Annotated in this window: 26 protein-coding genes and 1 pseudogene; 17 read left to right on the top strand and 10 right to left on the bottom strand. The window is 71.8% G+C overall.

Going from position 1 to position 24,994, the window contains the following annotated elements; translation table 11 throughout:
- Positions 1 to 106 precede the first annotated feature (106 nt).
- A complete protein-coding gene (gene ald / locus N2041_RS08115; protein ID WP_297677617.1) occupies positions 107 to 1,231 on the top strand; it encodes an alanine dehydrogenase in 1,125 nt (374 codons plus the stop codon).
- A gap of 3 nt (positions 1,232 to 1,234) precedes the next feature.
- Here ald and N2041_RS08120 read toward each other — a convergent pair whose 3' ends face one another.
- Entirely contained in the window at positions 1,235 to 2,644 is a 1,410-nt protein-coding gene (locus N2041_RS08120) for an MFS transporter (protein WP_297677619.1), read from the bottom strand.
- A gap of 271 nt (positions 2,645 to 2,915) precedes the next feature.
- On the opposite strand from N2041_RS08120, the gene mbhE reads away from it, so the two are divergent.
- The 9 genes and pseudogenes from mbhE to N2041_RS08165 all read left to right on the top strand — a co-directional run bounded on the left by mbhE (position 2,916) and on the right by N2041_RS08165 (position 11,263).
- Entirely contained in the window at positions 2,916 to 5,201 is a 2,286-nt protein-coding gene (mbhE, locus tag N2041_RS08125) for a hydrogen gas-evolving membrane-bound hydrogenase subunit E (RefSeq protein ID WP_297677621.1), read from the top strand.
- The gene (locus tag N2041_RS08130) at positions 5,198 to 5,611 is read left to right on the top strand and encodes an MnhB domain-containing protein (RefSeq protein ID WP_297677623.1); all 414 of its coding nucleotides are present in this window, start codon (positions 5,198 to 5,200) and stop codon (positions 5,609 to 5,611) included. Before mbhE ends, N2041_RS08130 begins: the two co-directional genes overlap by 4 nt.
- Before the next feature lies 1 nt (position 5,612).
- Complete coding sequence (locus tag N2041_RS08135; protein ID WP_297677626.1) at positions 5,613 to 6,002, top strand: Na+/H+ antiporter subunit C; 390 nt, start codon at positions 5,613 to 5,615, stop codon at positions 6,000 to 6,002.
- Positions 5,999 to 7,492: a Na+/H+ antiporter subunit D gene (locus N2041_RS08140; RefSeq protein ID WP_297677627.1), complete on the top strand. Its 1,494-nt coding sequence runs from the start codon at positions 5,999 to 6,001 to the stop codon at positions 7,490 to 7,492. The genes N2041_RS08135 and N2041_RS08140 overlap by 4 nt, the downstream gene beginning before the upstream one ends.
- Complete coding sequence (locus tag N2041_RS08145) at positions 7,489 to 7,956, top strand: Na+/H+ antiporter subunit E (protein ID WP_297677630.1); 468 nt, start codon at positions 7,489 to 7,491, stop codon at positions 7,954 to 7,956. The genes N2041_RS08140 and N2041_RS08145 overlap by 4 nt, the downstream gene beginning before the upstream one ends.
- Positions 7,953 to 8,252: a cation:proton antiporter gene (locus N2041_RS08150; protein WP_297677632.1), complete on the top strand. Its 300-nt coding sequence runs from the start codon at positions 7,953 to 7,955 to the stop codon at positions 8,250 to 8,252. Before N2041_RS08145 ends, N2041_RS08150 begins: the two co-directional genes overlap by 4 nt.
- Positions 8,245 to 8,592, top strand: a pseudogene (gene mnhG, locus N2041_RS08155) (monovalent cation/H(+) antiporter subunit G); the annotation flags it as partial. The gene N2041_RS08150 and the pseudogene mnhG, both read left to right, overlap by 8 nt.
- 211 nt (positions 8,593 to 8,803) lie before the next feature.
- Positions 8,804 to 10,801, top strand: coding sequence for a methyl-accepting chemotaxis protein (locus N2041_RS08160; protein WP_297677636.1), 1,998 nt, complete (start codon positions 8,804 to 8,806; stop codon positions 10,799 to 10,801).
- Positions 10,802 to 11,053: 252 nt separating this feature from the next.
- Positions 11,054 to 11,263, top strand: coding sequence for a hypothetical protein (locus N2041_RS08165; protein ID WP_270055594.1), 210 nt, complete (start codon positions 11,054 to 11,056; stop codon positions 11,261 to 11,263).
- 9 nt (positions 11,264 to 11,272) lie between these two features.
- On the opposite strand, the gene N2041_RS08170 is transcribed toward N2041_RS08165, so the two are convergent.
- Positions 11,273 to 11,830, bottom strand: coding sequence for a gamma carbonic anhydrase family protein (locus tag N2041_RS08170; protein ID WP_297677639.1), 558 nt, complete (start codon positions 11,828 to 11,830; stop codon positions 11,273 to 11,275).
- A 106-nt stretch (positions 11,831 to 11,936) separates the two neighbouring features.
- Here N2041_RS08170 and N2041_RS08175 point away from each other — a divergent pair, with 106 nt between their 5' ends.
- Genes N2041_RS08175 through plsX form a run of 4 tightly spaced genes read left to right on the top strand, consistent with a single transcriptional unit; the run spans position 11,937 to position 15,341 of the window.
- Entirely contained in the window at positions 11,937 to 12,692 is a 756-nt protein-coding gene (locus tag N2041_RS08175; RefSeq protein ID WP_297677641.1) for an SDR family NAD(P)-dependent oxidoreductase, read from the top strand.
- Positions 12,692 to 13,498 (top strand): enoyl-CoA hydratase/isomerase family protein, encoded by an 807-nt coding sequence (locus tag N2041_RS08180; RefSeq protein ID WP_297677643.1) that lies wholly within the window; start codon positions 12,692 to 12,694, stop codon positions 13,496 to 13,498. The genes N2041_RS08175 and N2041_RS08180 overlap by 1 nt, the downstream gene beginning before the upstream one ends.
- Positions 13,499 to 13,521: 23 nt before the next feature.
- A complete protein-coding gene (locus tag N2041_RS08185; protein WP_297677645.1) occupies positions 13,522 to 14,289 on the top strand; it encodes a class I SAM-dependent methyltransferase in 768 nt (255 codons plus the stop codon).
- Positions 14,286 to 15,341, top strand: coding sequence for a phosphate acyltransferase PlsX (plsX, locus tag N2041_RS08190; protein WP_297677647.1), 1,056 nt, complete (start codon positions 14,286 to 14,288; stop codon positions 15,339 to 15,341). Before N2041_RS08185 ends, plsX begins: the two co-directional genes overlap by 4 nt.
- A 21-nt stretch (positions 15,342 to 15,362) precedes the next feature.
- On the opposite strand, the gene N2041_RS08195 is transcribed toward plsX, so the two are convergent.
- From N2041_RS08195 to N2041_RS08215, 5 genes are all read right to left on the bottom strand, one after another.
- Positions 15,363 to 16,037, bottom strand: coding sequence for a ferric reductase-like transmembrane domain-containing protein (locus N2041_RS08195; RefSeq protein WP_297677649.1), 675 nt, complete (start codon positions 16,035 to 16,037; stop codon positions 15,363 to 15,365).
- 1 nt (position 16,038) lies between these two features.
- Positions 16,039 to 16,287, bottom strand: a complete 249-nt coding sequence (locus tag N2041_RS08200; RefSeq protein WP_297677651.1) for a hypothetical protein — start codon at positions 16,285 to 16,287, stop codon at positions 16,039 to 16,041.
- Positions 16,277 to 16,582, bottom strand: a complete 306-nt coding sequence (locus N2041_RS08205; protein WP_297677653.1) for a hypothetical protein — start codon at positions 16,580 to 16,582, stop codon at positions 16,277 to 16,279. Before N2041_RS08205 ends, N2041_RS08200 begins: the two co-directional genes overlap by 11 nt.
- Positions 16,583 to 16,698: 116 nt before the next feature.
- Positions 16,699 to 17,145, bottom strand: a complete 447-nt coding sequence (locus N2041_RS08210; RefSeq protein WP_297677655.1) for a hypothetical protein — start codon at positions 17,143 to 17,145, stop codon at positions 16,699 to 16,701.
- Between the two features lie 90 nt (positions 17,146 to 17,235).
- Positions 17,236 to 18,135, bottom strand: coding sequence for an FAD:protein FMN transferase (locus N2041_RS08215; protein WP_297677657.1), 900 nt, complete (start codon positions 18,133 to 18,135; stop codon positions 17,236 to 17,238).
- 14 nt (positions 18,136 to 18,149) lie between these two features.
- Between N2041_RS08215 and N2041_RS08220 the strand changes: the two genes are divergently transcribed.
- Positions 18,150 to 19,112 (top strand): diacylglycerol kinase family protein, encoded by a 963-nt coding sequence (locus N2041_RS08220; RefSeq protein WP_297677659.1) that lies wholly within the window; start codon positions 18,150 to 18,152, stop codon positions 19,110 to 19,112.
- Positions 19,113 to 19,175: 63 nt separating this feature from the next.
- Positions 19,176 to 20,360, top strand: coding sequence for a thiolase family protein (locus N2041_RS08225; protein ID WP_297677661.1), 1,185 nt, complete (start codon positions 19,176 to 19,178; stop codon positions 20,358 to 20,360).
- Positions 20,361 to 20,441: 81 nt separating this feature from the next.
- Here N2041_RS08225 and N2041_RS08230 read toward each other — a convergent pair whose 3' ends face one another.
- A complete protein-coding gene (locus N2041_RS08230) occupies positions 20,442 to 22,073 on the bottom strand; it encodes an NAD(P)/FAD-dependent oxidoreductase (RefSeq protein WP_297677663.1) in 1,632 nt (543 codons plus the stop codon).
- A 96-nt stretch (positions 22,074 to 22,169) separates the two neighbouring features.
- Here N2041_RS08230 and N2041_RS08235 point away from each other — a divergent pair, with 96 nt between their 5' ends.
- The gene (locus tag N2041_RS08235) at positions 22,170 to 23,012 is read left to right on the top strand and encodes a hypothetical protein (RefSeq protein ID WP_297677665.1); all 843 of its coding nucleotides are present in this window, start codon (positions 22,170 to 22,172) and stop codon (positions 23,010 to 23,012) included.
- Here the strand turns inward: N2041_RS08235 and N2041_RS08240 are convergent.
- Positions 23,005 to 24,372, bottom strand: coding sequence for a hypothetical protein (locus N2041_RS08240; protein ID WP_297677667.1), 1,368 nt, complete (start codon positions 24,370 to 24,372; stop codon positions 23,005 to 23,007). The genes N2041_RS08235 and N2041_RS08240 overlap by 8 nt on opposite strands.
- A 58-nt stretch (positions 24,373 to 24,430) precedes the next feature.
- Entirely contained in the window at positions 24,431 to 24,994 is a 564-nt protein-coding gene (gene rfbC / locus N2041_RS08245) for a dTDP-4-dehydrorhamnose 3,5-epimerase (RefSeq protein WP_367187708.1), read from the bottom strand.

Consider the following 24,994-nt stretch of genomic DNA (forward strand, 5'->3'; position numbering starts at 1 on the left):
GGCATCGGCACGCGGGGCGGAGCCGCGGAGTGGCAAACGGGGCGGGAAAACCCGGAAATCGGGGTGACGGCCGGCGGGACGTGGCAGGATATGGGCGCAGGAGGTGATGCCGATGCGTGTCGGGACGGTGCGCGAACGGAAGGACGGCGAGCTGCGGGTGGGGCTGACGCCGGAGGGGGCGCACGCGCTCGCGCTGCGCGGGCACGAGGTGCTGGTGGAGAGCGGGGCCGGGGCCGGCTCGGGGCACAGCGACGCCGCGTACGCGGCTTCCGGGGCGCGGGTGGTGCCGACGGCGGAGGAGGTTTGGGGGAGCTGCGACCTCGTCGTGAAGGTAAAGGAGCCGGTGCCGAGCGAGTACGGCTACCTGCGGCCGGGGCTGGCGCTATTCACGTACCTGCATCTCGCAGCGGACCGGGCGCTGACGGAGCGGCTGGCGGCCTCAGGGACGACAGCGCTGGCGTACGAGCTCGTGCGGAAGGCGGACGGGAGCCTGCCGCTGCTGGCGCCGATGTCGCAGGTGGCGGGGCGGATGGCGGCGGAGATCGGCGCGCACCTGCTGAAGCACCCCGGGCCGGGGCGCGGGAAACTGCTCGGCGGCGTCGCGGGGGTGCCGCCGGGGCGGGTGGTGATCGTGGGGTCGGGGCAGGTGGCCACGGCCGCGGCGCGGGTGATGATGGGGCTCGATGCGCGGGTGATGGTGATGTCGCGCGACCTTTCACGGCTGGCCTACCTGCAGGAGAACTTCGGCGGCCGGATCGGCACGCGCGTCTCATCGCCGCAGGCGGTGGCGGAGGAGCTGGCGGGGGCCGACCTCGCGATCCTGGCGGTGCTGGTGCCGGGCTATGCGGCGCCGAAGGTGGTGACGCGGCCGATGGTGCGGTCGATGGGCGAGGGGGCGGTCCTGGTGGACGTTTCGATCGACCAGGGCGGAGCGTCGGAGACGAGCCGGCCGACCTCGCACAGTGCGCCGACGTACGTGGAGGAGGGGGTGGTGCACTACTGCGTGACGAACATGCCGGGGGCGGTGCCGCAGACGAGCACGCAGGCACTGACGAGCGCGACGCTGCCGTACGTGGAGGCGCTGGCGGACTACGGCATCGAAGGGGCGCTGCGGCGGGACCGGGCGCTGGCGGAGGCGCTGAGCACGTACGGCGGCGCGCTCATCGCGGGGCCGGTGGCAGAGGATTTCGGGATGGCGGCGGTGCCGAACCCGTTCCTGCCGGGGTCGTAGCGGTCAGCGGCCGCCGGCGGCCTCGGCGGCGCGGCGCTGGTAATCGGCGAGGAAGTCGGCCATGGTGCGCTGGGCGTCTTCGGCGCAGGTGCGGCTGGCCTGGTAGGCGAGCCACGTGCCGAGGGCCATGACGGCGGTTGTGGCGGAGAGCATCGCCCAGCGGAGGGCCTCGCCCTCGGCCATACCGGCGCTGGCCTGGAGGAGTTCGGAGATGGCGCCGACGATGAGCGGCGCGGCCGCGGCGCCGAAGACGGCGAGCGCGAGCCCGAAGGCAGAGAACGCCTGCGAGCGGATCCGCGGGGGCGAGACGGCGGCGACGATGGAGATGAGGCCCGGCGTGCCGAGCGAGGCGACGAGCGCGCCGAGGCAGAGGAAGAGCAGGCAGAGGGCGGCGTTCGGCATGAGGAATGCGATGGACCAGGTGATGGTGAGGATGATGGTGGCGACGACGCCGACACGTCCGAGGTAACGGAAGCCGCGGGCGACGTTGCGGTCGGCGAAGGGGCCGCCGTACCAGGTGCCGACGAATGCGGCGAGGGCGAGCGCGGCGAGCGCGCCGCCGGCAGCGGTGGTGGAGAAGCCGAACTCGCGCTCGAAGAGGGCCGGAATCCAGAAGACGACGCCGAAGAGCGAGAAGCCGAAGGCGGCGTTGGTGAAGATGAGGAGGCGGAGGGAGCGGATGCGGAAGATTTTGCCGAGGCTCTGGCGGAAGCCGAGCTTATCGGGCGGGTCCTGGAGGAAGGCGGCGAAGAGGGGGTCCTGCTTCGCGGCGACGACGAGGTCGGCTTCGCCGCGGCGGGGTTCGCGCAGGCGGAGGGCGTAGATGCCGAGGAGGAGACCGGGGAGCGCGGCAGCGGCGAAGCCCCAGCGCCAGCCGACGGCGGCCACGATGGCGCCGCCGATGATGGCGCCGAGGACCTGGCCGAGGGGATTGGCGGAGCGGTGATAGCCGAGGGCGCGGCCGCGGACGCTGACGGGGTAGTAGTCGGAGAGGAGGCTGGCGTGGGTGGGGACGATGGTGCCCTGGCCGAATCCGAGGAGGGCGCGGGTGAGGAAGAGCTGGACGAAGTTCTGCGAGGCGGCGGCGAGGAGGCCGGCGCCGCCCCAGATGACGGCGCCGCCCGAGAGGATGGAGACGCGGCGCCAGCGGTCGGCCCAGTTGCCGGCGGGGAGCGAGATGACGCCGGTGATGAAGACGACGGCGAGCGGGAGGAGGCCGACCGCCCAGTCGGCGAGGTCGAAATCGCGGCGGATATCTTCCATCGCGACGGCGAGGACGGCGCGGTCGAGCTCGTCGACGGCGTTGAGGATGAAGAGGATGACGAGCGGGGCGAGGCCGAAATCGCGCAGGCGCGGCCGGGTGCCGGTCGGCGGGTCAGCCGGGGACGTGGTGACGGGTGAGCTCGCTGCCACGGGGCGCCTCTGGCGGGTGGAGGATGGCGGACAGGGTGAACCTGATTCGTGAATTCTGGGACATTCTGGATCTTGGAGCGAACGTCAACGGTCGGATAAGGTAGAAATGGCAGGATGGCAGCGGAGGCGGGTGCCCGAGAGCGCCTCCGCCAGGCCCGTCGAGCGGGCCGCGCTCCCGTATCCGCGCCCCGGCACCGGGCGACGGCGAGTTGGACGACCGACGGCCGGCGAGTTTCGCCGGCCGCTCAGTTCGCTGGCGGGGAGGGCCATTTTGGGCCTGGTCGTGGCGATCGCTGCGGTCTTCCTTGCCGTGCCGCTGGCGCTGCTGCTGCCGGCGCGGCGGTGGCGCGGGCTGCTGCTGGCGGCGGTGCCGGCGGGGGTGTTCGCGTACTTCGTCAGCCTGCTGGACCGGGCGGCGGAGGGGCGCCCGCTGACGTGGTCGGCGGAGTGGTTCCCCTCGCTGGGGGTGGAGCTGGCGCTCCGGGCGGACGGGCTGGCGCTGCTGTTCGGGCTGCTGATCGCGGGCATCGGGGCGTTCATCCTCGTCTACGCCGAGGCGTACATGGCGGGGAAGCCGGGGGCGGGGCGGCTCGAAGCGACGCTGCTGGCGTTCATGGGCGCGATGCTGGGCGTGGTCTTCGCGGACGACGTCATCACGCTGTTCGTGGCGTGGGAGCTGACGAGCGTGACGTCGTTCCTGCTGATTTCGTTCGAGCAGGAGAAGCTGAAAGCGCGGAAGGCTGCGGTGCAGGCGCTGCTGGTGACGGGCGCGGGCGGGCTGGCGCTGCTGGCGGGGCTGGTGGTGCTGGGGCAGGCGGCCGGGACGTACCGGATTTCGGCGATGAGCGCGGAGGCGGTCGCGGGGAGCTCGCTGGCGACCGGTGCGCTGGTGCTGGTGCTGCTGGGGGCGTTCACGAAGTCGGCGCAGGTGCCGTTCCACTTCTGGCTGCCGGGGGCGATGGCGGCGCCGACGCCGGTGAGCGCGTACCTCCATTCGGCGACGATGGTGAAGGCGGGGGTGTACCTGCTGGCGCGGCTCCACCCGGTGCTCGGCGAGCTGGAGGGCTGGCGGCCGGCGGTGGTGTCGGTGGGAGCGGCGACGCTGGCGGTAGGGGCGTTCGTGGCGGTCCACGAGCGGGACCTGAAGCGGATTCTCGCCTCCACGACGGTGGGGGCGCTGGGGTTCCTGACGATGCTGCTGGGGCTGGGGACGGAGCTCGCGATCAAGGCGGCGATGGTGTTCGTGGTTGGGCATGCGCTGTACAAGGGGGCGCTGTTCATGGCGGCGGGGGCGATCGACCACGGGACGGGGACGCGGATGGTGGACGAGCTGGGCGGGCTGCGGCGGGCGATGCCGTGGACGTTCGCGGCGGTGGCGGCCGGGAGCGTGGGGCTGGCGGGCTTCGGGCCGGTGCTGGCGTTCATCGGGAAGGAGGCCGCGCTGGAGGCGGGGCTGGAGGACGGGGGAGCGGCCGGCGGCTGGGCGCTGGCGGCGATCGTCACCTCGGGGGCGCTGTTCACGGCGGCGGCGGTGGTGCTGCTGCGGCCGTTCTTCGGGGCGGAGCGGGCGCCGGGGCACCCGCACGAGGGGAGCGCGGGGCTGCTCGCGGGGCCGCTGGCGCTGGGGGCGCTCTCCATCGGGCTGGCGCTCGCGCCGGGCGTCATCGAGGGGCGGCTGATCGCGCCGGCGGCGGCAGCAGTCGCCGGAGAGCCGGTGAAGGTGTCGCTGAAGCTGTGGCACGGGTTCAACACGGCGCTCGGGCTGAGCGCGCTGTCGGTCGGCGGCGGCGTGCTGCTGGGGCTGGGAGTGCGGCGGCTGACCGCCCCCACGGGGCGGCTGATGGGCGCGCGGTGGTTCCCCTCGGGGCCGAAGGTGTACGACTGGCTGTACTACGGCATGCAGCGGCTGGCGCGCTTCCACACGGTCTGGGTGCAGCGCGGCTACCTGCGGGGGTACATCGCGGTGGTGCTGCTGACGTTCGTCGGGCTCGCGTGGGCGGCGCTGGTGCGGTGGGGCGGGAGCATCGAGCGGGACTGGCTGACGCCGGCGTTCTACGAGGCGGCGGTGGCGGCGACGATCGTGGCCGGCGCGACGACGGCGATCGTCCACATGTCGCGGCTGGCGGCGGTGACGGCGCTCGGGGCGGTCGGGTTCGGGGTGGCGATCGTGTACGCGCTGTTCGGGGCGCCGGACCTCGCGCTGACGCAGATCGTGATGGAAACGCTGACGGTGATGCTGTTCGTGCTCGTGTTCTACCGGCTGCCGAAGCTGGTGGACCGGGGGCCGATGCGGCGGCGGCTGCGGGATGGAGCGATCGCGCTGGCGGTGGGGGTGACGATGACGGTGCTGGTGCTGGCGTCGCTCGGGCATCAGCAGGGGCAGCCGATTTCGTCGTACTTCGGCGAGACGGCGTACCTCGAGGCGTTCGGGAAGAACGTGGTGAACGTCATCCTCGTGGACTTCCGGGCGCTGGATACGCTGGGTGAGATCGTGGTGCTGGGAACGGCGGCGTTCGGGGTGTTCGCGCTGCTGCGGGTGCGGAGGTGGTCGCGGTGAACTCGTCGATCCTGCGGACGATGGCGCGGCTGCTGGCGTCGCTGCTCTTGCTGGCGTCGCTCTACCTGCTGTGGCGGGGGCACAACGCGCCGGGCGGGGGATTCAGCGGCGGGATCATGGCGGCGGCGGCGTTCGTGCTGATGGCGGTGGCGTTCGAACCGATGGCGGGGTGGCGGGCGACGCGGATTTCGCCGCTTTTGCTCATCCCGCTGGGGCTGGGGGTCGCGCTGGCAAGCGGGTTCGCGGGCGTGCTGGCGGGCGACGGGTTCATGGCGGGGCAGTGGGTGACGGTGAACGTGGGCGAGGGGGTGAAGCTCGGGACGCCGCTGCTGTTCGACATCGGCGTCTACCTCGTGGTCATCGGCGTGGCGCTGGCGGTGATCATCCCGCTGATGGGGGAGGAGGAGTAGGGTGGAGCTGCTGCTGGCGGTGACGGTCGGCTGGCTGTACGCGTGCGGGCTCTACCTGCTGCTGCGGCGGACGCTGGCGCAGGTGGTCATCGGGCTGGCGCTGCTGACGAACGGGACGAACCTCCTGATCTTCGTCGCGGCCGGGCTGGTGCGCGGCGAGCCGCCGCTCATCGGCGACGGGGAGGAGGTGCTGGCGGCGGGGACGGCGGACCCGCTGCCGCAGGCGCTCATCCTGACGGCGATCGTGATCGGGTTCGCGATCCAGGCGTTCGCGATGGCGCTGGCATACCGGGTGTACCGCTCGGTGGGGAGCGACGACATCGATGCGCTGACGACGACGGAGCCGCCGCCCCCGCCGGTGGCGGTGCAGACGGCGGAGGGCGACGCGTGACGCTGCTCGTCGCGCTGCCGGTAATCCTGCCGCTGGCGACGGCGGTGGCGGGGCTGCTGCTGCTTTCGCGGCCGCGGTGGCAGGCGCCGATCGGGTTCGGCGGGGCGCTCGCGCTCCTCGCGGCAGCGGCCGCGCTGCTCGTCCGCACGTGGCAGGACGGCATCCAGGTGATCGAGGTCGGCGGCTGGCCGGCGCCGTTCGGCATCGTGCTGGTCTCGGACATGCTTTCGGCGGTGATGGTGACGGTCGCGGCCGCGGTCGGGCTGGCGGCGACGGTGTACTCGTTCCGGGTGGTCGATGCCGGGCGGATCAGTGCGGGGTACTACGCCCTCATCCACGTGCTGCTGATGGGGGTGTGCGGCGCGTTCCTCTCGGGCGACATCTTCAACCTGTACGTCTGGTTCGAAGTGATGCTGATGGCCTCGTTCGTGCTGCTCGTCATCGGGGGCGAGCGGCCGCAGTTCGAGGCGGGGCTCAAGTACGTGGCGCTGAACCTGCTCGGGTCGGTCGGGTTCCTCTCGGGCGTTGGGCTGCTGTACGGGGCAGCCGGGACGCTGAACATGGCGGACCTCGCCCTTCGGGTGGGGGAAGCGGACGCCGATGCGCGCTACTACACCGTGGTCGCGATGCTGTTCCTGGTGGCGTTCGGGCTGAAGGCGGCGGTGTTCCCGCTCTACTTCTGGCTGCCGGCCTCGTACCACACGGCGCCTGCGCCGGTGGCGGCGCTCTTTGCGGGGCTGCTGACGAAGGTGGGCGTGTATTCGCTGCTGCGGGTGTTCACGCTGATCTTCACGCAGGACACGGGGTACACGCGGGAGCTGCTGCTGTTGATGTCGGCGGCGACGATGGTGAGCGGGGTGCTGGGAGCGGCGGCGCACCAGGACATGAAGCGGATCCTGTCGTTCCACATCATCAGCCAGATCGGCTACATGACGATGGGGCTGGCGCTGGCGACGCCGCTGGCGCTCGGGGGGGCGCTCTTCTACATGGTCCACAACATCATCGCGAAGACGAACCTGTTCTTCGTGGCGGGGGTGGTGCGGCGGCTGCGGGGGAGCTACGAGCTGAAAGACCTCGGCGGGCTGGCGCGGGCGCACCCGTGGCTGGCGGCGGCATTCTTCGTCTCGGCGTTCAGCCTCGCAGGGGTGCCGCCGCTCTCGGGCTTCTTCGCGAAGTTCATCATGGTGCGGGCGGCGATCGAGACCCGGGAGTACGCCGTCGCCGGGGTGATGCTCGGCGTGGGGCTGCTGACGCTCTTCTCGATGGTGAAGATCTGGACGGAGGCGTTCCTGAAGCCGAGCCCGGGCGGGGCGGTGAGCGAGGGAGCGGTCGGGGCCGCGTCGTGGGTGCCGGTCATCGCGTTCGCGCTGCTGGCGATCGCGATGGGGGTGGGGGCGGAATGGTGGTGGCGGCCGATGGAGCTGGCCGGTCAGCAACTGTTCGACCGGACGGGGTATATCGATGCCGTGCTGGGAGGTGGCGCGCGATGAAGGGGCTGCTCTGGATCCTGCTGCTGGCGGGTGCGTGGGCCGCGCTGAGCGGCGCCGTCTCGGGCGTGCAGCTGGCGGTCGGGATGGCGCTCGGGCTCGGGGTGCTGATCTTCCTCGGGGGCGCGGGGACGGACTACCTGCGGAAGGCGCGGGTCGTGGCCGCGTTCGCGGTCTTCTTCGTGGTCGAGCTGGTGAAAGCGAACCTGCGGGTGACGCGCGACGTGCTTTCGCCGAAGCCGCCGATTGCGCCGGGGGTCGTGGGTATCCCGCTCGACCTGGAGGGGGACGGGCCGATCGCGCTGTTCGCGATCGTGATGACGCTGACGCCGGGGACGCTGGCGCTCGACGTTTCGGAAGACCGGAAGACGCTGTACGTGCACGGCATGTGGGTGCGGGACGCGGAGGCGTTCCGGAGGGAGCAGAAGGCCGGGTTCGAACGGCGGGTGAAGGAGCTGGTGGAATGACGGGGCTGCTGGCCGGGAACCCGGCGGAGATTTTCGCGGTGGCGGCGCTCTGCGCGGGCGTGGCGATGGCGGGCTACCGGCTCGTGCGGGGACCGAGCCTGCCGGACCGGGTGGTGGCGCTCGACCTGCTGACCATCCAGGGGCTGGGGCTGCTGACGGTGTACGCGATTGCGGCGGGGCGGTCGGCGTACCTCGATGTCGGCATCGTGCTGACGCTGGTGACGTTCCTCGCGACGACGGCGTTCGCGTACTACATCGAGAAGGGGAGCCACCCGGAGGAGCGGCGGGATGGCTGACATCATCGTGGGCGTGCTGCTGGTTGTCGGGTCGTCGCTGATGTTCGTGGCAGCGCTGGGGATTTTGCGGATGCCGGACCTGTTCACGCGGATGCAGGCGACGACGAAGGCGGCGACGCTGGGCGTGGGGCTGCTGCTGGCGGCGGCGGCGGTGGAGTTCGGGAACCTCGCGGTGACGACGCGGGTGATCGCGGCGGCGGTGTTCATCGCGATGACGGCGCCGGTGGCAGCGCACCTGCTGGGGCGGGCGGCGTACTTCCTCGGGGTGCCGCTCTGGGAGGGGTCGGTGCGGGACGAGCTGCGGGGCCGGTACAACGAGCGGGCGCACGCGCTGGCGTCGCTGGAGGAGGAGCTGGGGGAGGAGCGGCTGGCGCCGGGGCGGGCAACACGGAGAGGGATCGTTTCTGATGACTTTTCCGAAAAACCGAACGCGGGGGATTCTGCGGCAGCACCCGAGGGGACTCCCTGATACGCATCGCGCGCATCCCGGCTGACAGTCGAAACGACAGGGCGCGGCAGGACGCCGCGGATCTCGGCCGGGGAGTCTCACGATGCAGTGGTTCACGAATTTGAAGGTGCAGGCGAAGCTGCTGCTTGCGTTCGGGGTGGTGCTGGCCCTCAACGCGGCTGTGGCCGTGATGGGCGTGCTGGAGCTGCAGAAAGCGGCCGACCGTTCGGCCGCGATGTACCGGGAGAACGTCCTGGGCGTCCAGTACGCGCTCCTGACGAACTACAACATGGCAGCGAGCGGCCGGGAGGAGAAACGGGCGTTCCTGCAGCCGGACGTGACGAAGCGGGCGCCGCTCATCGAACAGGGACGAAAAGAGCTGGCCGCCGCCGAGCAGGCGATGGCGGACTACCACCAGACGTTCGCCTCGACGGCCGACGCGCAGCAGTGGGCGGAGGTCGAGGAGATGGTGAAGCCGGTCATCGCGGACCGGCGGAAGATTTTCGATTTGCTGGAAGCCGGGAAGGATAGCGAGGCGGCCCAGGTCGCCGCGGGGATGAACGACCGGATTGCGGCGATGAACGCGGCGCTCGAGGAGTCAGGACGGTTCAACGCGGCGATCGCCTCGGATTCGAAGGACGCAGCGGCGAGTGCGGCCTCGCGGGCGCGGGCGCTGCTCGTCGGGCTGACGGTCGGCGCGGTGCTCGCGGGGCTCGGGCTGGCCACGTGGCTGGCGCGGTCGATGGCGCGGACGGCGCGGGAGGTGCGCGACGCGGCGCGGTCGATCGCGCGGGGCAACGTGAACGTCGCGGTTTCGGTCCGGTCGAAGGACGAGCTCGGCGAGGCCGCGGAGGCCTTCGGCGAGATGACCGGCTACCTGAAGGAGATGGTGGCCGCGGCGGAGGCGGTGGCGAACGGCGACCTGACGGCGCGGGTGCAGCCGCGCGGCCATGACGATGCGCTGGGCAACGCGCTCCAGCGGATGGTGGGCAGCCTGCGCGACCTCATCGGGCAGGTGCGGCAGCAGGCCGAGGGCATCCTCTCGGCGGCGGGCCAGCTGGGCGACGCGAGCGACCAGATGGCGGCGGCCACGGGGCAGATCGCGACGGCGATCAACGAGGTCACGCGTTCGACCGTGGCGCTGAGCGGGCTCTCGCAGGAGAGCGCGCGGGAGGTGGAGCGGGTGGCGAGCGGCTCGCAGCAGGTGGCGGCAGGCGCGCAGGAATCGGCGGCCTCGGCGGGGCAATCGCGCGAAGAGGCCGAGCGGATGGGCCAGCGGATTCAGCTGGTCGCGAAGGCCTCGGGCGAAGTGGCCGAAGCCGCGGAGGAGTCGAAGCGGGCGGCGCTGCAGGGCCAGGAGGCGGTCGCCCAGGCGGTCGCGTCGATGGCGTCGATCGCGGCGGCGGTGGAGCGCGCTTCGAAGACGGTGGACATGCTCGGCGAGTACGGCCAGCAGATCGGCGACATCGTGAAAGCGATCGACGAGATCGCGGCGCAGACGAACCTGCTCGCGCTGAACGCGGCGATCGAAGCCGCCCGGGCGGGCGAGCAGGGGCGCGGCTTCGCGGTCGTGGCCGAAAACGTGCGGTCGCTGGCGGAACGCTCGAGCGCGTCGACGAAGGAGATCGCGGACCTCATCGCCAAGGTGCAGCAGGGCACGCAGGAAGCCGTCGATGCGATGGCGGCCGGCGTGCGCGACGTCGAGGAAGGGCAGCGGATTACCGGCGAGGCCGGCGAGGCGCTCCAGGCGATCATCGCGACGGTGGCGCGCTCGGCGGACCGGATGAAGGAGATCGCGCGGGACGTGCAGGGCCTGGCGGCCGGCGCGGAACGGATCGTGGCCTCGGCGGAGCAGATTGCCGCGCTGGCGGGCGAATCGGCGCAGGGGGCGAGCGAGATGGCCGCGGGCACCTCGAAGGTGACGGAGGCGATCCTGCAGGTCTCGGCAACGAGCGAGGAGACGAGCGCCTCGGCGGAGGAGGTTTCGGCCTCGACGGAGGAGCTTTCGGCGCAGGCGCAGGAGCTGGCGGCGACCGCGAGCCAGATGCGGGAGATGGCGAACGCGCTGGCGGCGGCCGCGGGGAGGTTCCGGCTGGCGTAGGCGGCGAACCGGGAACCGGGAGGCGGGAACCGGGAGGCGGGAGCCGGGAGGCGGGAGGCGGGAGTTGGGAGCGTGGGAGGAGGCATCGGGAGGTGTCGACTCCCTTCTCCCTTCTCCCTTCTCCCTTCTCCCTTCTCCCTTCTCCCTTCTCCCTTCTCCCTTCTCCCTTCTCCCGCTTCCCGGTTCCCCGTTCCCGCTGAAACGGCGAGCGGGTAGGCTCGGAGGGCGAGAGATTTCGCGCCGGGGAGTGGCATGAAGACGTCGTTCTACGAGGCGGACCCGTTCAGCGGGAGCAAGGGCGAGCACTACTGCACGATCGAGTCGGACTACCGGTGGGAGAAGGGGGACGAGGTGTGGATCGAGACGGGCGGGAAGCGGCTGAAGCTGCGCATCACGTGGGTGCACGTGACGGTGCACGCGGACGGTTCGGTGACGCGGGAGCTGCTGGGGCTCAAGCTGTAGGCGCGGGCGTCAGCCGTCGCCGGGCGGGGGGACGTCGGCGCGGGGGATTTCGCGGACGCCGGCACGGTGGAGCGCGGTGAGCATGGCGTACCGTTCGGGGCCGGTGCGGACCCATTCTTCGGCGGCGGTGCCGGCGAGGGGGCGCTTCACCTCGGCCGGGACGCCGACGGCGAGCATGCCGCCGGGGATTTCGGTGCCCGGGGCGACGACGGCGCCGGCGGCCACGAGCGCGCCTTCGCCGACGACGGCCCCGTCGAGGACGATGGCGCCGTTCGCGATGAGGGCGCGGGCGCCGATGGTGGCGCCGTGGACGACGCAGCCGTGGGCGATGGAAACCTCATCGCCGATGAGCGCCGGGTTGCCGGCGCGGCTGTGGACGACGGCGCCGTCCTGCACGTTGGCGCCGCGGCCGATGACGACGTAGCTGGTATCGCCGCGGACGACGGTGCCGTACCAGATCGAGGCGCCGGCGTGGATGGTGACATCGCCGACGACCGAGGCGGTGGGGGCGATGAACGCGGTGGGGTGGATGCGCGGGACTTTGTCGCCGACGGCGTAGATGGGCACGAGGGGGATTCTCGGGCAGGCGGCGGGCAGTGTCGATGTGGCGGAGCGGGGCGGGTCGCCTACAATGCCGTGTCGGGCGCGCAGCTGGCGGCCCGGGGAGGTTCGCATGGAGATCGCCGGGAAGGTCGCGGTCGTGAGCGGCGGGGGTTCGGGAATCGGCCGGGCGACGGTGCTCGAACTGGCGCGGCGGGGCGCGCGGGTGATCGTCGCGGACATCGACGAGGCCGGGGCGCGGCAGACGGCGGACCTCGCCGGCGCGGCGGGCGGCATCGCCATCGCGCGGCGGTGCGACGTGACGCGCACGGAAGACCTCGCGGGGGCGATGGCGTGTGCGTTCGAGCACTGGGGCGCGCTCGACATCGTCTTCAACAACGCCGGCATCGGCGGCGAAGACCTGTTCGCGGACGACCCGGGGCCGTGGGAGCGGATCATCGAGATCAACCTGATCGCCGTGATCGATGCGACGCGGATTGCGGTGCGGGAGATGCGGCGGAGCGGGAAGGGCGGCGTGATCATCAACACGGCGTCGATGGGCGGGCTGCTGCCGATGCCGGATTCGCCGGTCTACGCGGCCTCGAAGGCGGGTGTGGTGAACTTCACGCGGTCGCTGGCGCACCTCGCGGCGCAGGACCGCATCCGGGTGAACGCGATCTGCCCGTCGTTCACGGATACGCCGCTGGTGCGGCGGAGCGGCGACGCGCGGGTGGAGGAGGTGGCGAAGCTGGTGGGCGGCATTTTGCAGCCGGAGGACGTGGCTGCCGGGGTCATCGAGCTGATCGAGGACGATTCGCGAGCGGGGGCGATCATGCGGGTGACAGTGCGCGGCGGCCGGGACTTCGCGCGCGAGGTGCGGCCGTACTGATGGCGGAGTACGAGACGCTGCTGGTGGAGCGGGACGCGGAGCTGCCGGGGCTCGTGACGGTGACGCTGCACCGGCCGGAGAAGCTGAACGCGATCAGCGGGCGGATGCATCGGGAGCTGCAGGAGGTTTGCCGGGAGCTGGCCGACGACGCAGAGGCGCGGGTAGTGATCCTGACGGGCGCGGGCCGGGCGTTCTCGGCGGGGGCGGACCTCGGAGGGAGCGCTTCGGACCCGAACCGGCCGCCGCTGGCCACGCTGCAGGCGGAGCGGTCGCCGCTGCGGGAGCGGCTGCGGGCGAGCCAGGGGAACCGGACAGCAGCGGCGCTCGAAGGGCTGCCGCAGGTGACCATCGGGGCCGTGAACGGGCTGGCGATCGGCGGCGCGGTGGTACTGCTCGCGTGCCTCGACCTGCGGATCGCGGCGGCGACGGCGTGGTTTTCGATCCCGGAGGTGGACCTCGACATCCCGCTGACGTGGAACGCGCTGCCGAGGCTGATGCGGGAGCTGGGCCCGGCGCGGACGCGCGAGCTCGTGATGACGTGCGAGCGGTTCACGGCGGAGCAGGCGCTGGCGTGGGGGTTCGTGAACCGGGTTGTGCCCGAAGGCGAGGCGCTGGCGGCGGCGCGGGAGCTCGCGCGGCAGCTGCTGGCGAAGGACCCGATGGCGCTGGCGCTGACCAAGAGCACGTGCGCGGCGCTCGCGGACGCGATGGTGCCGGCCCACGTGACGCACAGCGACCCGGACTACCTCGTGCTCGCGCGGCTGCTGGCGCAGGAGCGGGGCGGACGGGGTTCGACAGGGGGCTAGGGCGCAGGGGAGAATTCGGGACGGTGCATCACGACCCCTACGCGGCCGATGCGGCGTTCTACGACGCCATCCACGACGGCTTCCGGGACGACATCGACCTCTGGCTCGCCTATGCGGGGCGGACGGACCGGCCGGTGCTGGAAGTCGGCTGCGGCACGGGGCGCATCGCGGTCGAGCTGGCGGCGCACGGCCACGACGTGACCGGCATCGACCCCTCACCGGCGATGCTGGCGCGGGCACGAAGGCGGGCGGACGAGCGGGGGCTCGACGTCCGGTTCATCGAAGGGCGGGTGCTGGACCTCGCGCTCGAGCCGGGGCACTACGGCTTCATCGTGGTGCCGCTCGACGTGTTCCTCTACTGCCGGGACGGCGACGAGCAGCGGGCGACGCTGGAGCGGCTGGCGGAGGCGCTGACCTTCGACGGGACGCTCGCGCTCGACCTGCCGGGGCCGACGGCGTGGCTGGACCCGGCGACGAACGGGCAGCCGGTGCTGGCGTTTTCGGGGGAGACGGAGGACGGCGAGACGTTCGAGTGCTGGCACGTGCACGAGGATGACCTCGCGGAGCAGGTGCGGACGCTGCGAGTCGCGTACGAGACGGTCACGGAGGAAGGGACCGTGCGGCGGCGGGTGAGCGTGCACCGGCTGCGGTACGTCGGCCGGTGGGAGCTCGAGTACCTGCTGGAGGCCGCGGGGCTGGACCTCGTGGATCTGTTCGGGGATTACGACCTTTCGCCGCTGGATAGCGGCAGCAGCCGGATGGTGGCAATCGCGCGGAGGAGGCCGGGATGACGACACCGCGAATCGTGCTGGATGCGATGGGAGGCGACAACGCGCCGGGGGAGCCGGTGGCGGGGGCGCTGATGGCTGCCGGGGTGCTCGGCGTGGAGCTCATCCTCGTCGGGCGGCGGGAGGCGATCGAAGCGGAGCTGCGGGGGACGGGGACGATCCGCGACGTGCGGGTGGTGGACGCGCCAGATGTCATCGAGATGGAGGAGCACCCGACGGAGGCGGTGCGTTCGAAGCCGAAGAGTTCGATCGTGGTCGGTCTCGAGATGGTGAAGCGGGGGGAAGCGGACGCGTTCGTGACGGCCGGGAACACGGGGGCGACGATGGCGGGCGCGCTGCTGACGCTGGGGCGGGTGCGCGGCATCGGGCGGCCGGCGCTGGCAACGATCTTCCCGGCGGCGGATGGGAAGCTGACGATGCTGCTGGACGTGGGGGCGAACGCGGATTGCCGGCCGGTGCACCTGTTCCAGTTCGCGCACATGGGGGCGGCGTACATGGAGCGGATGTTCGGAGTCGCGCGGCCGCGGGTCGGGCTGCTGTCGATCGGCGAGGAGGAGAGCAAGGGGAACCAGCTGACGCTGGAAGTGCACCAGATGCTGCGCGGGAGCCGGCTGAACTTCATCGGGAACGTGGAGGGGAAGGACCTGCCGAAGGGGATGGCGGACGTGGTGGTGATGGACGGGTTCACCGGGAACGTGGTGCTGAAGACGGCGGAGGGGATTGCGGAGCTGCTGTTCGGGGAGCTGCGGAAGGCGGTCGAGCTGACGCCGTGGAACAAGGCGGCGGGCCTGATCCTGATGTCCGAGCTGCGGAAGGTGAAGCGGCGGCTGGATTATGCGGAGTACGGCGGGGCGCAGCTGGTGGGGGTGGACGGGATCGTGGTCATCGGGCACGGGCGGTCGAACGCGCGGGCGATTTACAACGCCCTGAAGGCGGCGCGGGATGCGGTGCACAACGGCGTGCTCGAGACGATGCGGGCTGTGGGGAAGGAGATCCCGGCGCGGGGGCAGGGAGGGGCCGGGGAGGGCGCCGCCGGGGACAGCGGGGAGGATTGACGGCGGCGCCCCGGCGCGAGCTCAGCCCGCCGGCCCGGCCGCGGCTCGGGACGGAGGGCGGGCGGGGGCCTGCCGGCGCGGGCGCACGTAGACGAGACGCACCGTCAGGGCGCCGACCAGCATCGAAGCAGTGAGGACGTAGAAGAGCGCGACCGGGGGGGCGCTGGTATCGGTGCCGATGCGGACGCCGTGCCAGAGGGCAGCGAGATAGGCGACGAAGGCGGCGCGGTGGACCCAGCGCCAGGTCGCCGGGCCGATCGCTCCGCGGAACCAGAAGCTGAAGGTGACGATGGCGAAGAGGTAGAGCGCGATGGTGCCGAGGGCGGTATCGGCCCGTTCGTACGAGGATGCGAACGGGATGAAGAGGTCGGCGAGGCCGAAGTCGGTCCAGCCGTCGGGGATGAGGACGAGCGCGTGGCCGAGCCCGAGGGCGAGGCCGGCGAGGGCGAAAGCCTGGTGGGCGGCCAGGAGGCGCGCGCGGTTCACGAGGCCATCGAACCAGGCGGAGGACATGAGGAGGCCGCCCGCGAGGGAGAGCCAGAGGAAAAGATAGGCGGTGAGGCCGGCGGCGCGGGAGGCGTACCAGGCTCCATGGCCATCGGCCGGGGGGAGGACGCCGGCGAGAGGGAGGCTGGCGGCAGCCCCAGCGAGGAGCCCGGCCGCCACGGCGGCGGTGATGACGGCGCGGTAGGACATCTCAGGAGCCTTTCGATTTCCTCGGCGCCACGTGGGGCGCGGGCTTCGGGGGGCTGGCGGGCGCGGCGACGGCTGCAGCGGGGGCCGAAGCCAGCCCGGCCGCCGGGAGCGGGGCGGCCGCGCCGGCCGGCTCGCGGTGCTCGGCGAGCGCGATGGCGTTCCAGGCGGCGGCGAAGGTGGCCGCGGCGGCGGCGAAGATGGCGATGCGGGTGAAAACGAACCGCGGTGCAGAGCGGGGCTTAGTCGTCATCGTCGTGCTCGCGCTTTTCGTGTTCGCGGCGGTCGTCGTCCTCGCGGTCACGGTCGTCGTCGTCCTTGCGGCTGGTCTTGGTTGCGAACGCCGCGCCATTCGAGGACGTTGACCACGCAGACGTATCGGCGGCGAATGCACCCGCGCCGGCGGGCGGGCTCGCGGAGGGGCTTTCGGCGGACTGCTCCCGGCTGCCGGAGTCGAACACGTCCTGCGAGGCGGCGGTCACGCCGATGGCGGCGGCGGAGAGGCCAGTTACGACGGCGGCAGCGGCGAGCGAGGCGATGCGGTTCATGAACGGGAACCTCCCGATGCGGAATTCCATGGGGTACATCGGGAGGTCCGGGCGAAAGGTGTCACGTGCCGGGCGAGCATTTCCGCATCGTTACCCCGGCGCGTCGGGCTGGCGCCTCAGTCGTCGTCGCGGTCGTCGTAACGGTCGTCGTCGCGGTCGTCGTCGCGGTCGTCGTAACGGTCATCGTCGCGGTCGTCGTAACGGTCATCGTCGCGGTCGTCGTAACGGTCGTCGTCCCGGTCATCCCGGTCGTCGTCACGGCCGGACGCGGAGGGCTGGCTGCTGCGGATGTCGCGGTCATCGCCGGGTTCGGTGCGCGTGTCGCGGGGCGCGGTGCCGCCCCGGTCGTCGCCGGACCGGGCGGACGTTTCGAGGACGGCGGGAGCACCGCCGGGGAGGGCGGGAGCCGGCGCGGGCGCGGCGGACTGCGTGACGACAGGGGCTGGCGCGGCGTTCCCGGGCTCGCCGCCGAAGGCGCCCTGGCTGGAGGCGGCCGCGCCGACGGCGGCGACCGAGAGCCCGGTCGTGGCGACGGCGGTGAGGATGGATGCGAGGCGATTCATGGACGGGGGACCTCCCGAGGGTGGATTCGCGAGGTACATCGGGCGTGGGCAGCGAAAGGTGTCAGGCCGGACCTGAAACGGCGAACATCTTTACCGGGGCCAGGCGGGCGAGGCTGTCGGCCGGACATGGGCATCGAGGGCGAGGGCGGCGATGCCGCGCGCGGCGGCGAGGTCGATGCCTTCACCGCCGGCGATGAGGATGGCCTTGGCCCAGGTCTCCGCTTCGCGGCAGGAGGCGGCGAGGACGGAGACCTGGACGAAGGGCGAGTCGGCGGGCAGCCCGGTGCGCGGGTCGATGAGGTGGTGGGCCTGGCCGCCGGCGGCGGTGCGCCAGCGGCGCTTGAGGGTGGTCGAGGTGGCAAGCGCGCCGGCGACGATGCCGGACCAGGCGGGTTCGCCGCCGGGGCCATCGATGGCGAGCTGCCAGCCGCCGAGGCCGGGGGCCTCTTCGCCGACACAGCGGATATCGCCGCCGGCGTTGACCATCGCAGGGGCGCCGGCTGCGGCGTCGAGGTGTTCGGCGGCGAGGTCGGCAGTCCAGCCCTTCACGATGCCGCCGAGGTCGAGCTGGCCGTCGCGGAGACGCCAGCCGGCGGGGGTGCGTTCGAGGGCGGCGCGGGGGTCGGGCGGCGCGAGGGGGCGGGGGTCGCCGCCGGCGACCTGTTCGAAGGAGCGGTCGTACCCGGCGGCCGCGAGGGCCGGGAGGATGAGGGGGTTGAAGAGGCCGCCGGTGGCGTCGAAGGCGGCGAGGGCGAGCGGGAGGATGGCATCGAGCCACGGGTCGGCGATGGTTTCGCCGCGGTTGAGGCGGCTGACGAGGCTCGAGGGCCGGAAGCGGGAGAAGCGGGCTTCCTGCTGTTCGAAGAGGAGGCGCGCTTCGAGGAAGGGGAGCGCCGGGCGTTCGGGGGCGACGACGAGGAGGTCGACCGCGGTGTTCATGGCGCGGAAGGATTCGCTGTGCTCCACGGCTTCACCTTTGGCGCCGAGCATAGGACGATCCCGGCATGGGGACGAACGACCTGCCGCCGCTGGACCGACCGTTTTTCATCGTGAACCCGGCTTCGGGGGGAGGGAGGACGCGGAACCGCGTCGGGGCGCTCATCGACGCGATCGAACGGGCGGGGCTGGAGGCGGATTGCGCCTTTACGACGCGGCCGGGCGAGGGGATCGCCATCGCGCGGGAGGCGGTCGCGGCGGGGCGGACGTTCCTCGTCGCGTGCGGCGGCGACGGGACGGTGAACGAGGTCGTGAACGGGGTGATGGCGGAAGGCGCTGCCGAGCGGGTGAAGGTGGGGACGATCGGGATGGGGACGGGGAAGGACATCGCGAAGTGCCTCGGCATCGGGCGGGGGGCCCGGGCGCTGCGGGCGATCGCGCAGGGCGAGGAGCGGCGGGTCGACATCGGCAAGGTGACGGCGATCGGCGAGGACGGGCAGGAGCAGGTGCGGTACTTCCTGCTGGAAGCATCGGCGGGGTGGGTGCCGGAGATTTCACAATCGACGCCGCGGTGGCTGAAGCGGCTGGGCGATACGGCGCCGTACGTCATCATGACGGTGGTGAAGATGCTCGGGCCGATGGGGCGGAGCTTCACCCTGCGGATCGACAGCCAGGAGTTCGACGGGCGGTACAACACGGTCAGCGTGCACAACATGGAGCTGTGGGGCGGCGACCTCGTCGCGGCGCCCGGTGCGGCGCCGGATGACGGACTGTTCGACGTGATCCGGTGGGGAGACCTGGGACGGCGGGAGGTGCTGCGGGCGGTCGACGGGCAGCGGAAGGGCGGGGTGCACCTCGAGATGGAGGGGGTCGACCGGCACCCGGCGCGGGTGGTGGAGCTGTCGTCGCCGAAGCCGACGCGGCTGGACCTGGACGGGGAGATGGGGGGCTACCTGCCGGCGCGGATCGAGATGGTCGCAGGGGCGATCCGGTTCGCGGCGCCGCTCGGCGGGAACGCGGGCGAACGGTAGCACCCTGAACGGGGTGGGCCTACACTGCGTAGCGAAAGTTCGTTCGAAACGAAAGGGCCCCTCATGCGTGAAGTCGTAATCGTCGATGCGGTTCGCACCCCGCTCGGCCGCCGGGGCGGCGTGCTGAGCAAGAACCACCCGGTGGAGACATCGGCGCTGCTGCTGCAGGCGCTGGCGAAGCGGAACAACATGGACCCGGAGATCGTGGACGACGTGATCTACGGGTGCGTCTCGGAAGTCGGCGCGCAGTCGACGAACCTGGCGCGGAACATCGTCCTGACGGCGCGGTGGCCGTACACGATCCCGGGCGTGACGCTGGACCGGCAGTGCAGCTCGAGCCAGCAGGCGGTGCACTTCGCGGCGAACCAGATTGCCTCCGGCGTGCACGATGTGGTGGTGGCGGGCGGCACGGAGTGGATGTCGCAGATCCCGCTGGGCGCGAACATCGGGCAGGGCCTCGGCTTCCCGTTCACGGATGCGATGCGGGAGCAGTACGACCTGAGCAGCCAGGGCATCGCGGCGGAGCGGATTGCGGAGAAGTGGGGCATCAGCCGCGAGGAGGCGGACGAGTTCGCGGTGGAGAGCCAGGCGAAGGCGGCCAAGGCGCAGGCCGAGGGCCGCTTCAAGAACGAGATGGTGCCGGTGCCGGGCAAGAAGAAGATCAAGAAGGCGGACGGCACGGAGGAGTGGGAGGACGCCATCATCGACTTCGATGAGGGCATCCGGCCCGGGACGACGGTGGAGGTACTGGCGCAGCTGAAGCCGAGCTTCAAGGAGAACGGCGTCCACCATGCGGGCAACTCGAGCCAGATCACGGACGGTTCGGCGGCGGTGCTGCTGACCCACCCGGAGAAGGCGAAGGAGATGGGCTGGAAGCCGCGGGCGCGGATCGTGTCGCAGGCGGTGGTCGGTTCGGACCCGGAGCTGATGCTGACGGGGCCGATCACGGCGACGCCGCTGGCGCTGCAGCGGGCGGGCCTGACGATGCGGGACATCGACCTGTTCGAAATCAACGAGGCGTTCGCGAGCGTGGTGCTCGCGTGGAAGCGCGAGCTGAACCCGGACATGTCGAAGGTGAACGTGAACGGCGGCGCCATCGCGCTGGGGCACCCGACCGGCTGCACCGGGGCGCGGCTGTTCGCGACGCTGGTGAACGAGCTTGAGCGGACGGGCGGCCGGTACGGGCTGATCACGATGTGCGTCGGCGGCGGCATCGGCACCGCGACGGTGATCGAGCGGCTCGACTAAGCCGGTCCGGGCTTCACAACGACGCAGCGGGGCGGCCCCGATGGGCCGCCCCGCTGTTTGGTGCCTGCCTGCCGAAGCGCCTCAGCGGGAGAGGGCGGGCTCAGGGCTGAGGAGGAAGCCTTCGTAGCCGTTGGCGGCGACTTCGGCGCACTTCTGGGCGTAGAGGCCGACGCCGCCGATGTAGGGCATGAAGACGCGCGGCTTGCCGGGGACGTTGGCGCCGATGTACCAGGAGTTGGCGCGCGGGTAGAGCGTGAGGTCGGCGACCTGGTTGACGTGGTCGACCCAGGCGTCCTCGGCGGCGGGCGCGGCTTCGATGACGGCAAGGTCGCGCTCGCGGAGGTATTCGAGACAGTCGGTGACCCAGTCCACGTGCTGCTCGATGGAGACGATCATGTTGCTGAGGACGGAGGGGCTGCCGGGGCCGGTGATGGTGAACATGTTGGGGAAGCCGGCGACCTGGAGGCCGAGGTAGGTGCGGGGGCCGTGCTCCCACTTGTCGCGGAGGGTGAGGCCGTTGCGGCCGCGGATGTCGATGCGGAGGAGGGCGCCGGTCATGGCGTCGAAGCCGGTGGCGTAGACGATGGCGTCGAATTCGAACTCGGTGCCGTCCTGGAGGCGGAGGCCCTTCGGCGTGATCTCGGCGATGGGGTTGTCGCGGATGGAGACGAGTTTGACGTTGGGGCGGTTGAAGGTTTCGTAGTAGGCGATATCGACGCAGAGGCGCTTGGTGCCGAAGGGGTAGTCGCGCGGGCAGAGGGCCTCGGCGGTTTCGGGGTCCTGGACGATTTCGCGGATTTTGCTGCGGACGAATTCGGCCGCGGTCTCGTTGGCATCGAGGTTGATGGCGACGTCGTTGAAGGCGCCGCCGATGGCGAAGCCGCCGATGGCCCAGCGGCGCTCGAACTCGCGGCGGCGCTCTTCTTCGCTGACGGCGAGGGCGGAGACGTCGTTCAGTTCGATGCCGAGGATGCCGGCGGAGGTGGTGCGGGCTTCGGCGCGGAGCTCGGCGATGCGGGCGGCGACTTCCTGCCACTGGGATTCGTCGAGCAGGTAGTTGTGGGCGGGGACGGAGAAGTTGGGAGTGCGCTGGAAGACGGTGAGGTGCTCGGCCTGGCGGGCGATGATCGGGATGGACTGGATGGCCGAAGAGCCGGTGCCGATGACGGCGACGCGCTTGCCGGTGAAGTCGACGCCTTCGTGGGGCCAGGCGCCGGTGTGGTAGGACTCGCCTTCGAAGGCGTCGATGCCGGGCACTTCCGGCGTCTTGGGGACGGAGAGGCAGCCGGTGGCCATGATGAGCCAGCGGCAGGTGTAGGCGTCGCCGCGGTCGGTGTGGACGGTCCAGCGGGCGGAGGCGTCGTCGTAGTGGGCGGCGGTGACGCGGGTGGAGAACTGGATGTCGCGGCGGAGGTCGTAGCGGTCGGCGACGAATTCGATGTAGCGGAGGATTTCGGGCTGGGTGGCGTAGCGCTCGGTCCAGCGCCATTCGCGGGCGAGGTCGGGGTCGAACCCGTACTGGTACTGGAGGGATTCGATGTCGCAGCGGGCGCCGGGGTAGCGGTTCCAGTACCAGGTGCCGCCGACGTTGTCGCCGGCTTCGATGACGCGGGCGGAGAAGCCGGCGCGGCGGAGCCGGAGGAGCTGGTAGAGCCCGGCGAAGCCGGCTCCGACGATAATGCTGTCGAATTCGAGGGATTGATTCGAGGTCACGCTTCGGCCTCCGAGCAGGGGTGAGGGGATTCTTGCACCGGGGCTAAGGACTGTCCACGGGTGCGGGAAGCAGGGAGGTTTGGGAGGATCGGGGGCATGGCAGGCAAACCGGCGGGACAGGTGACGCGGGGGAAGACGGCGCCGAACCGGCTCCGGCTGGTCGATACGTGGCTGCTGGTGGCGGAGCGAGCGCGGCTGCGGGCGCTCGCCGGCCCGGTGGAGGACCTCGGGTTCGGGGAGACGCCGGTGACGACGGTCGAGCTCTTCGAGCGGGTGCGGGCGGCGAACCCGGGAGCGGAGGTGGTGGGGGTGGAGATCGACCCGGAGCGTGCGGAGCGGGCGCGGGCGTGGGAGCGGGCGGGGCTGCGCTTCGCGCGGGGCGGGTTCAACCTGCCGCTGGGGGAGGGCGAACGGGCGGGGCTGGTGCGGGCGTTCAACGTGCTGCGGCAGTACAGCGAGGCGGAGGTGCGGGCGGCGCTGGAGACGGTCGCGCTCGGGATGGCGCCCGGGGCGCTGCTCATCGAAGGGACGTGCGACCCGTGGGGGCGGCTTGCCTGCTGGTGGGCGTGGGAGCGGAGCGATGCGCTGCCGCGGCCGGGCGGGCGGTGGGAGGAGGCACCGCTGCGGCGGCGGCTGCTGGTGTTCGGGCAGCGGCTGCGGTTTTTCGCCGAGGGGCCGCGGGCGTTCCAGCCCTACCTGCCGAAGGAGCTGATCCACCACGCGGAGCCGGGCGGCGTGCTCGACGGGTTCTTCGCGGCGTGGGAGCGGGCGTGGCTGGCGGCGGCCGGGCGGCCGCCAGCGGAGCGGTGGCGGGCGTCGGTGCTGGCGATGGCGGAGGTGTGCCCGGCCGACCGGCGGCGGCGGGTGATCGACCGGGGACTGGCGGCGTTCGGCTGCGACGCGGGGCCGATCGCGGAGGCGCTGGCGGCGGTCAGTTGACGCCGCCCGGGTCGCCGGGGCGGATGGGGTTGGTGAACTGGCGGCCGATGTCGGTGAGGTCCCCGGAAAGGTCGTCGCCGGCGGGCCGGACGCCGTCGCGGACCCAGCGGACGAGGTCGTCGAAGGCGGTGAGCAGCTCCTGGCTGGAGAACTGGCAGTGGCCGCCGGCACGGATGGCGCGCTGGACGAGGAGGTCGGATTTGCCGGCGGCGCGGACCTTCTGGAGGTAGGACTGTTCGAGGGAGATGGGGACGAAGAGGTCGCCGGTGTTGTGGAGCGTGAGGAGCGGCGCGGAGAGGTTGCCGGAGGTGGGGACGGCGTCGGGGTGGGCGTCGGCGTTGCGTGCGGCAGGGTCGGGTGCGAAGCGGCGGACGCCGGCGTTCAGCTGGTCGGCGGAGACGCCGAGGCCGGGGTCGATGGCGTAGACGTGGTCTTCGTTCGTGGCGGCGCGGGTGACGAGGAGCTTGCGCTCGGGGTCGACCATGGCGAGGCCGAAGTTGACGAGGTACTGCTCGGCGAAGCCCTCGGCGAAGAAGGGGCGGGGGCCGCCGGTGAGGTATTTCACGGCGGAGGCGAACCGGCGGCCGGCTTCGGTGGGGCGCTGCGGGGTGCCGAGGAGAACGGGCAGGCGGGTGAGGAAGATGCCGGTGAGGTCGGCGCCGGGTTCGCCGATCGGGAAGCGGAGGCCGGAGAAGTACTCGGCGAGGGCGACCCAGGAGACGAGGTAGTCGATCTGCTCGATGCCGCCGAGGGCGCCGCAGAGCGCGAGGCCGCCATCGTATTCGCCGGCGTGGTGTTCGAGGGCGAGGGCGACGACGTTGCCGCCCATGGAGGCGCCGATCAGGTAGGTGCGGGCGGGTGCGCCGAATTCGGCTTCGAACTGGCGCTTGAGGGCGAGCGTGTCGTCGGCGCCGATGCCGGGGACGTAGCCGTTTTCGCTGTAGGAGCTGGCGGCCCAGGCGTAGCCGCGGTCGATGAGCGCCTGGCGGAGTTCGCGCGGGGGATTCTGGACGCTGACTTCGGTGCCGAAGCCGGCGAAGCCGTGGGCGTAGAGCACGAGGTCGCCGTTCCAGGCATCGGGGATTTCGATGCGGTAGGCGGCGCGGCCGAGGATGCCGTAGCTGGCGCGGGCGCCGGGCAGTGGTTCGAAGGCCGGGTCGGCGGCGGTGGTTGGGATGCCGGCGCTGGTGCCGAGCGGCCGGTACTGCCTGGGGCCGGGGTCGGCAGCGGGCGAGGGCGCCGGCGATTCGACGGCCGCGGGGGAGGGGGAGTCGGCCGGCGGGGCAGGGGCCGCGCTGGAGCAGGCGGCGATGAGCCCGGTCAGCAGCGGGAGGAGGGCGAGGCGGAGGAGGCGGGACATGGCGGAAGGATACCGCCGGGCGCGGCCGGGGCGGGTCAAGCGGCGGGAAGGGCGGAGCTCAGCATTCGCCGTAGCGGAAGGCGGGCTTCTCGAGGTACTGGCGGAGGCTCATGCCGTTCTGGTCGCGCTGGGAGAGGACGGGCGACTGGATGGGCCAGTCGACGCCGACATCGGGGTCGTTCCAGGCGACGGTGCCTTCGGAGGGCGGGGTGTAGAGGCCGGTGCACTTGTACTGGACTTCGGCGGCCTCGCTGAGGGTGAGGAAGGCGTGGCCGAAGCCGGGCGGCACCCAGAGCTGGCGCATGTTCTCGGCGGTGAGTTCGATGGCGAAGTACTTGCCGAAGGTGGGCGAACCGACGCGGAGGTCGAGGGCGACATCGAGGATGGCGCCATAGGTGCAGCGGACGAGCTTGCCCATGGGGGCCGTCATGTCCTGGTAGTGGAAGCCGCGGAGGACGGCCTTGCCGGAGCGGGAGTGGTTGTCCTGGACGAAGTTGGTGGGGAGGCCGTGCTCGCGGAAGCGCTGTTCGTGGTAGACCTCGATGAAGAAGCCGCGCTCATCGCGGAAGAAGTCGGTATCGATGACCAGGACGCCTTCGAGCGGGGTGGTCGAGACGTGGAT

The organism is Tepidiforma sp. (assembly GCF_026419595.1).
Classification (GTDB): domain Bacteria; phylum Chloroflexota; class Dehalococcoidia; order Tepidiformales; family Tepidiformaceae; genus Tepidiforma.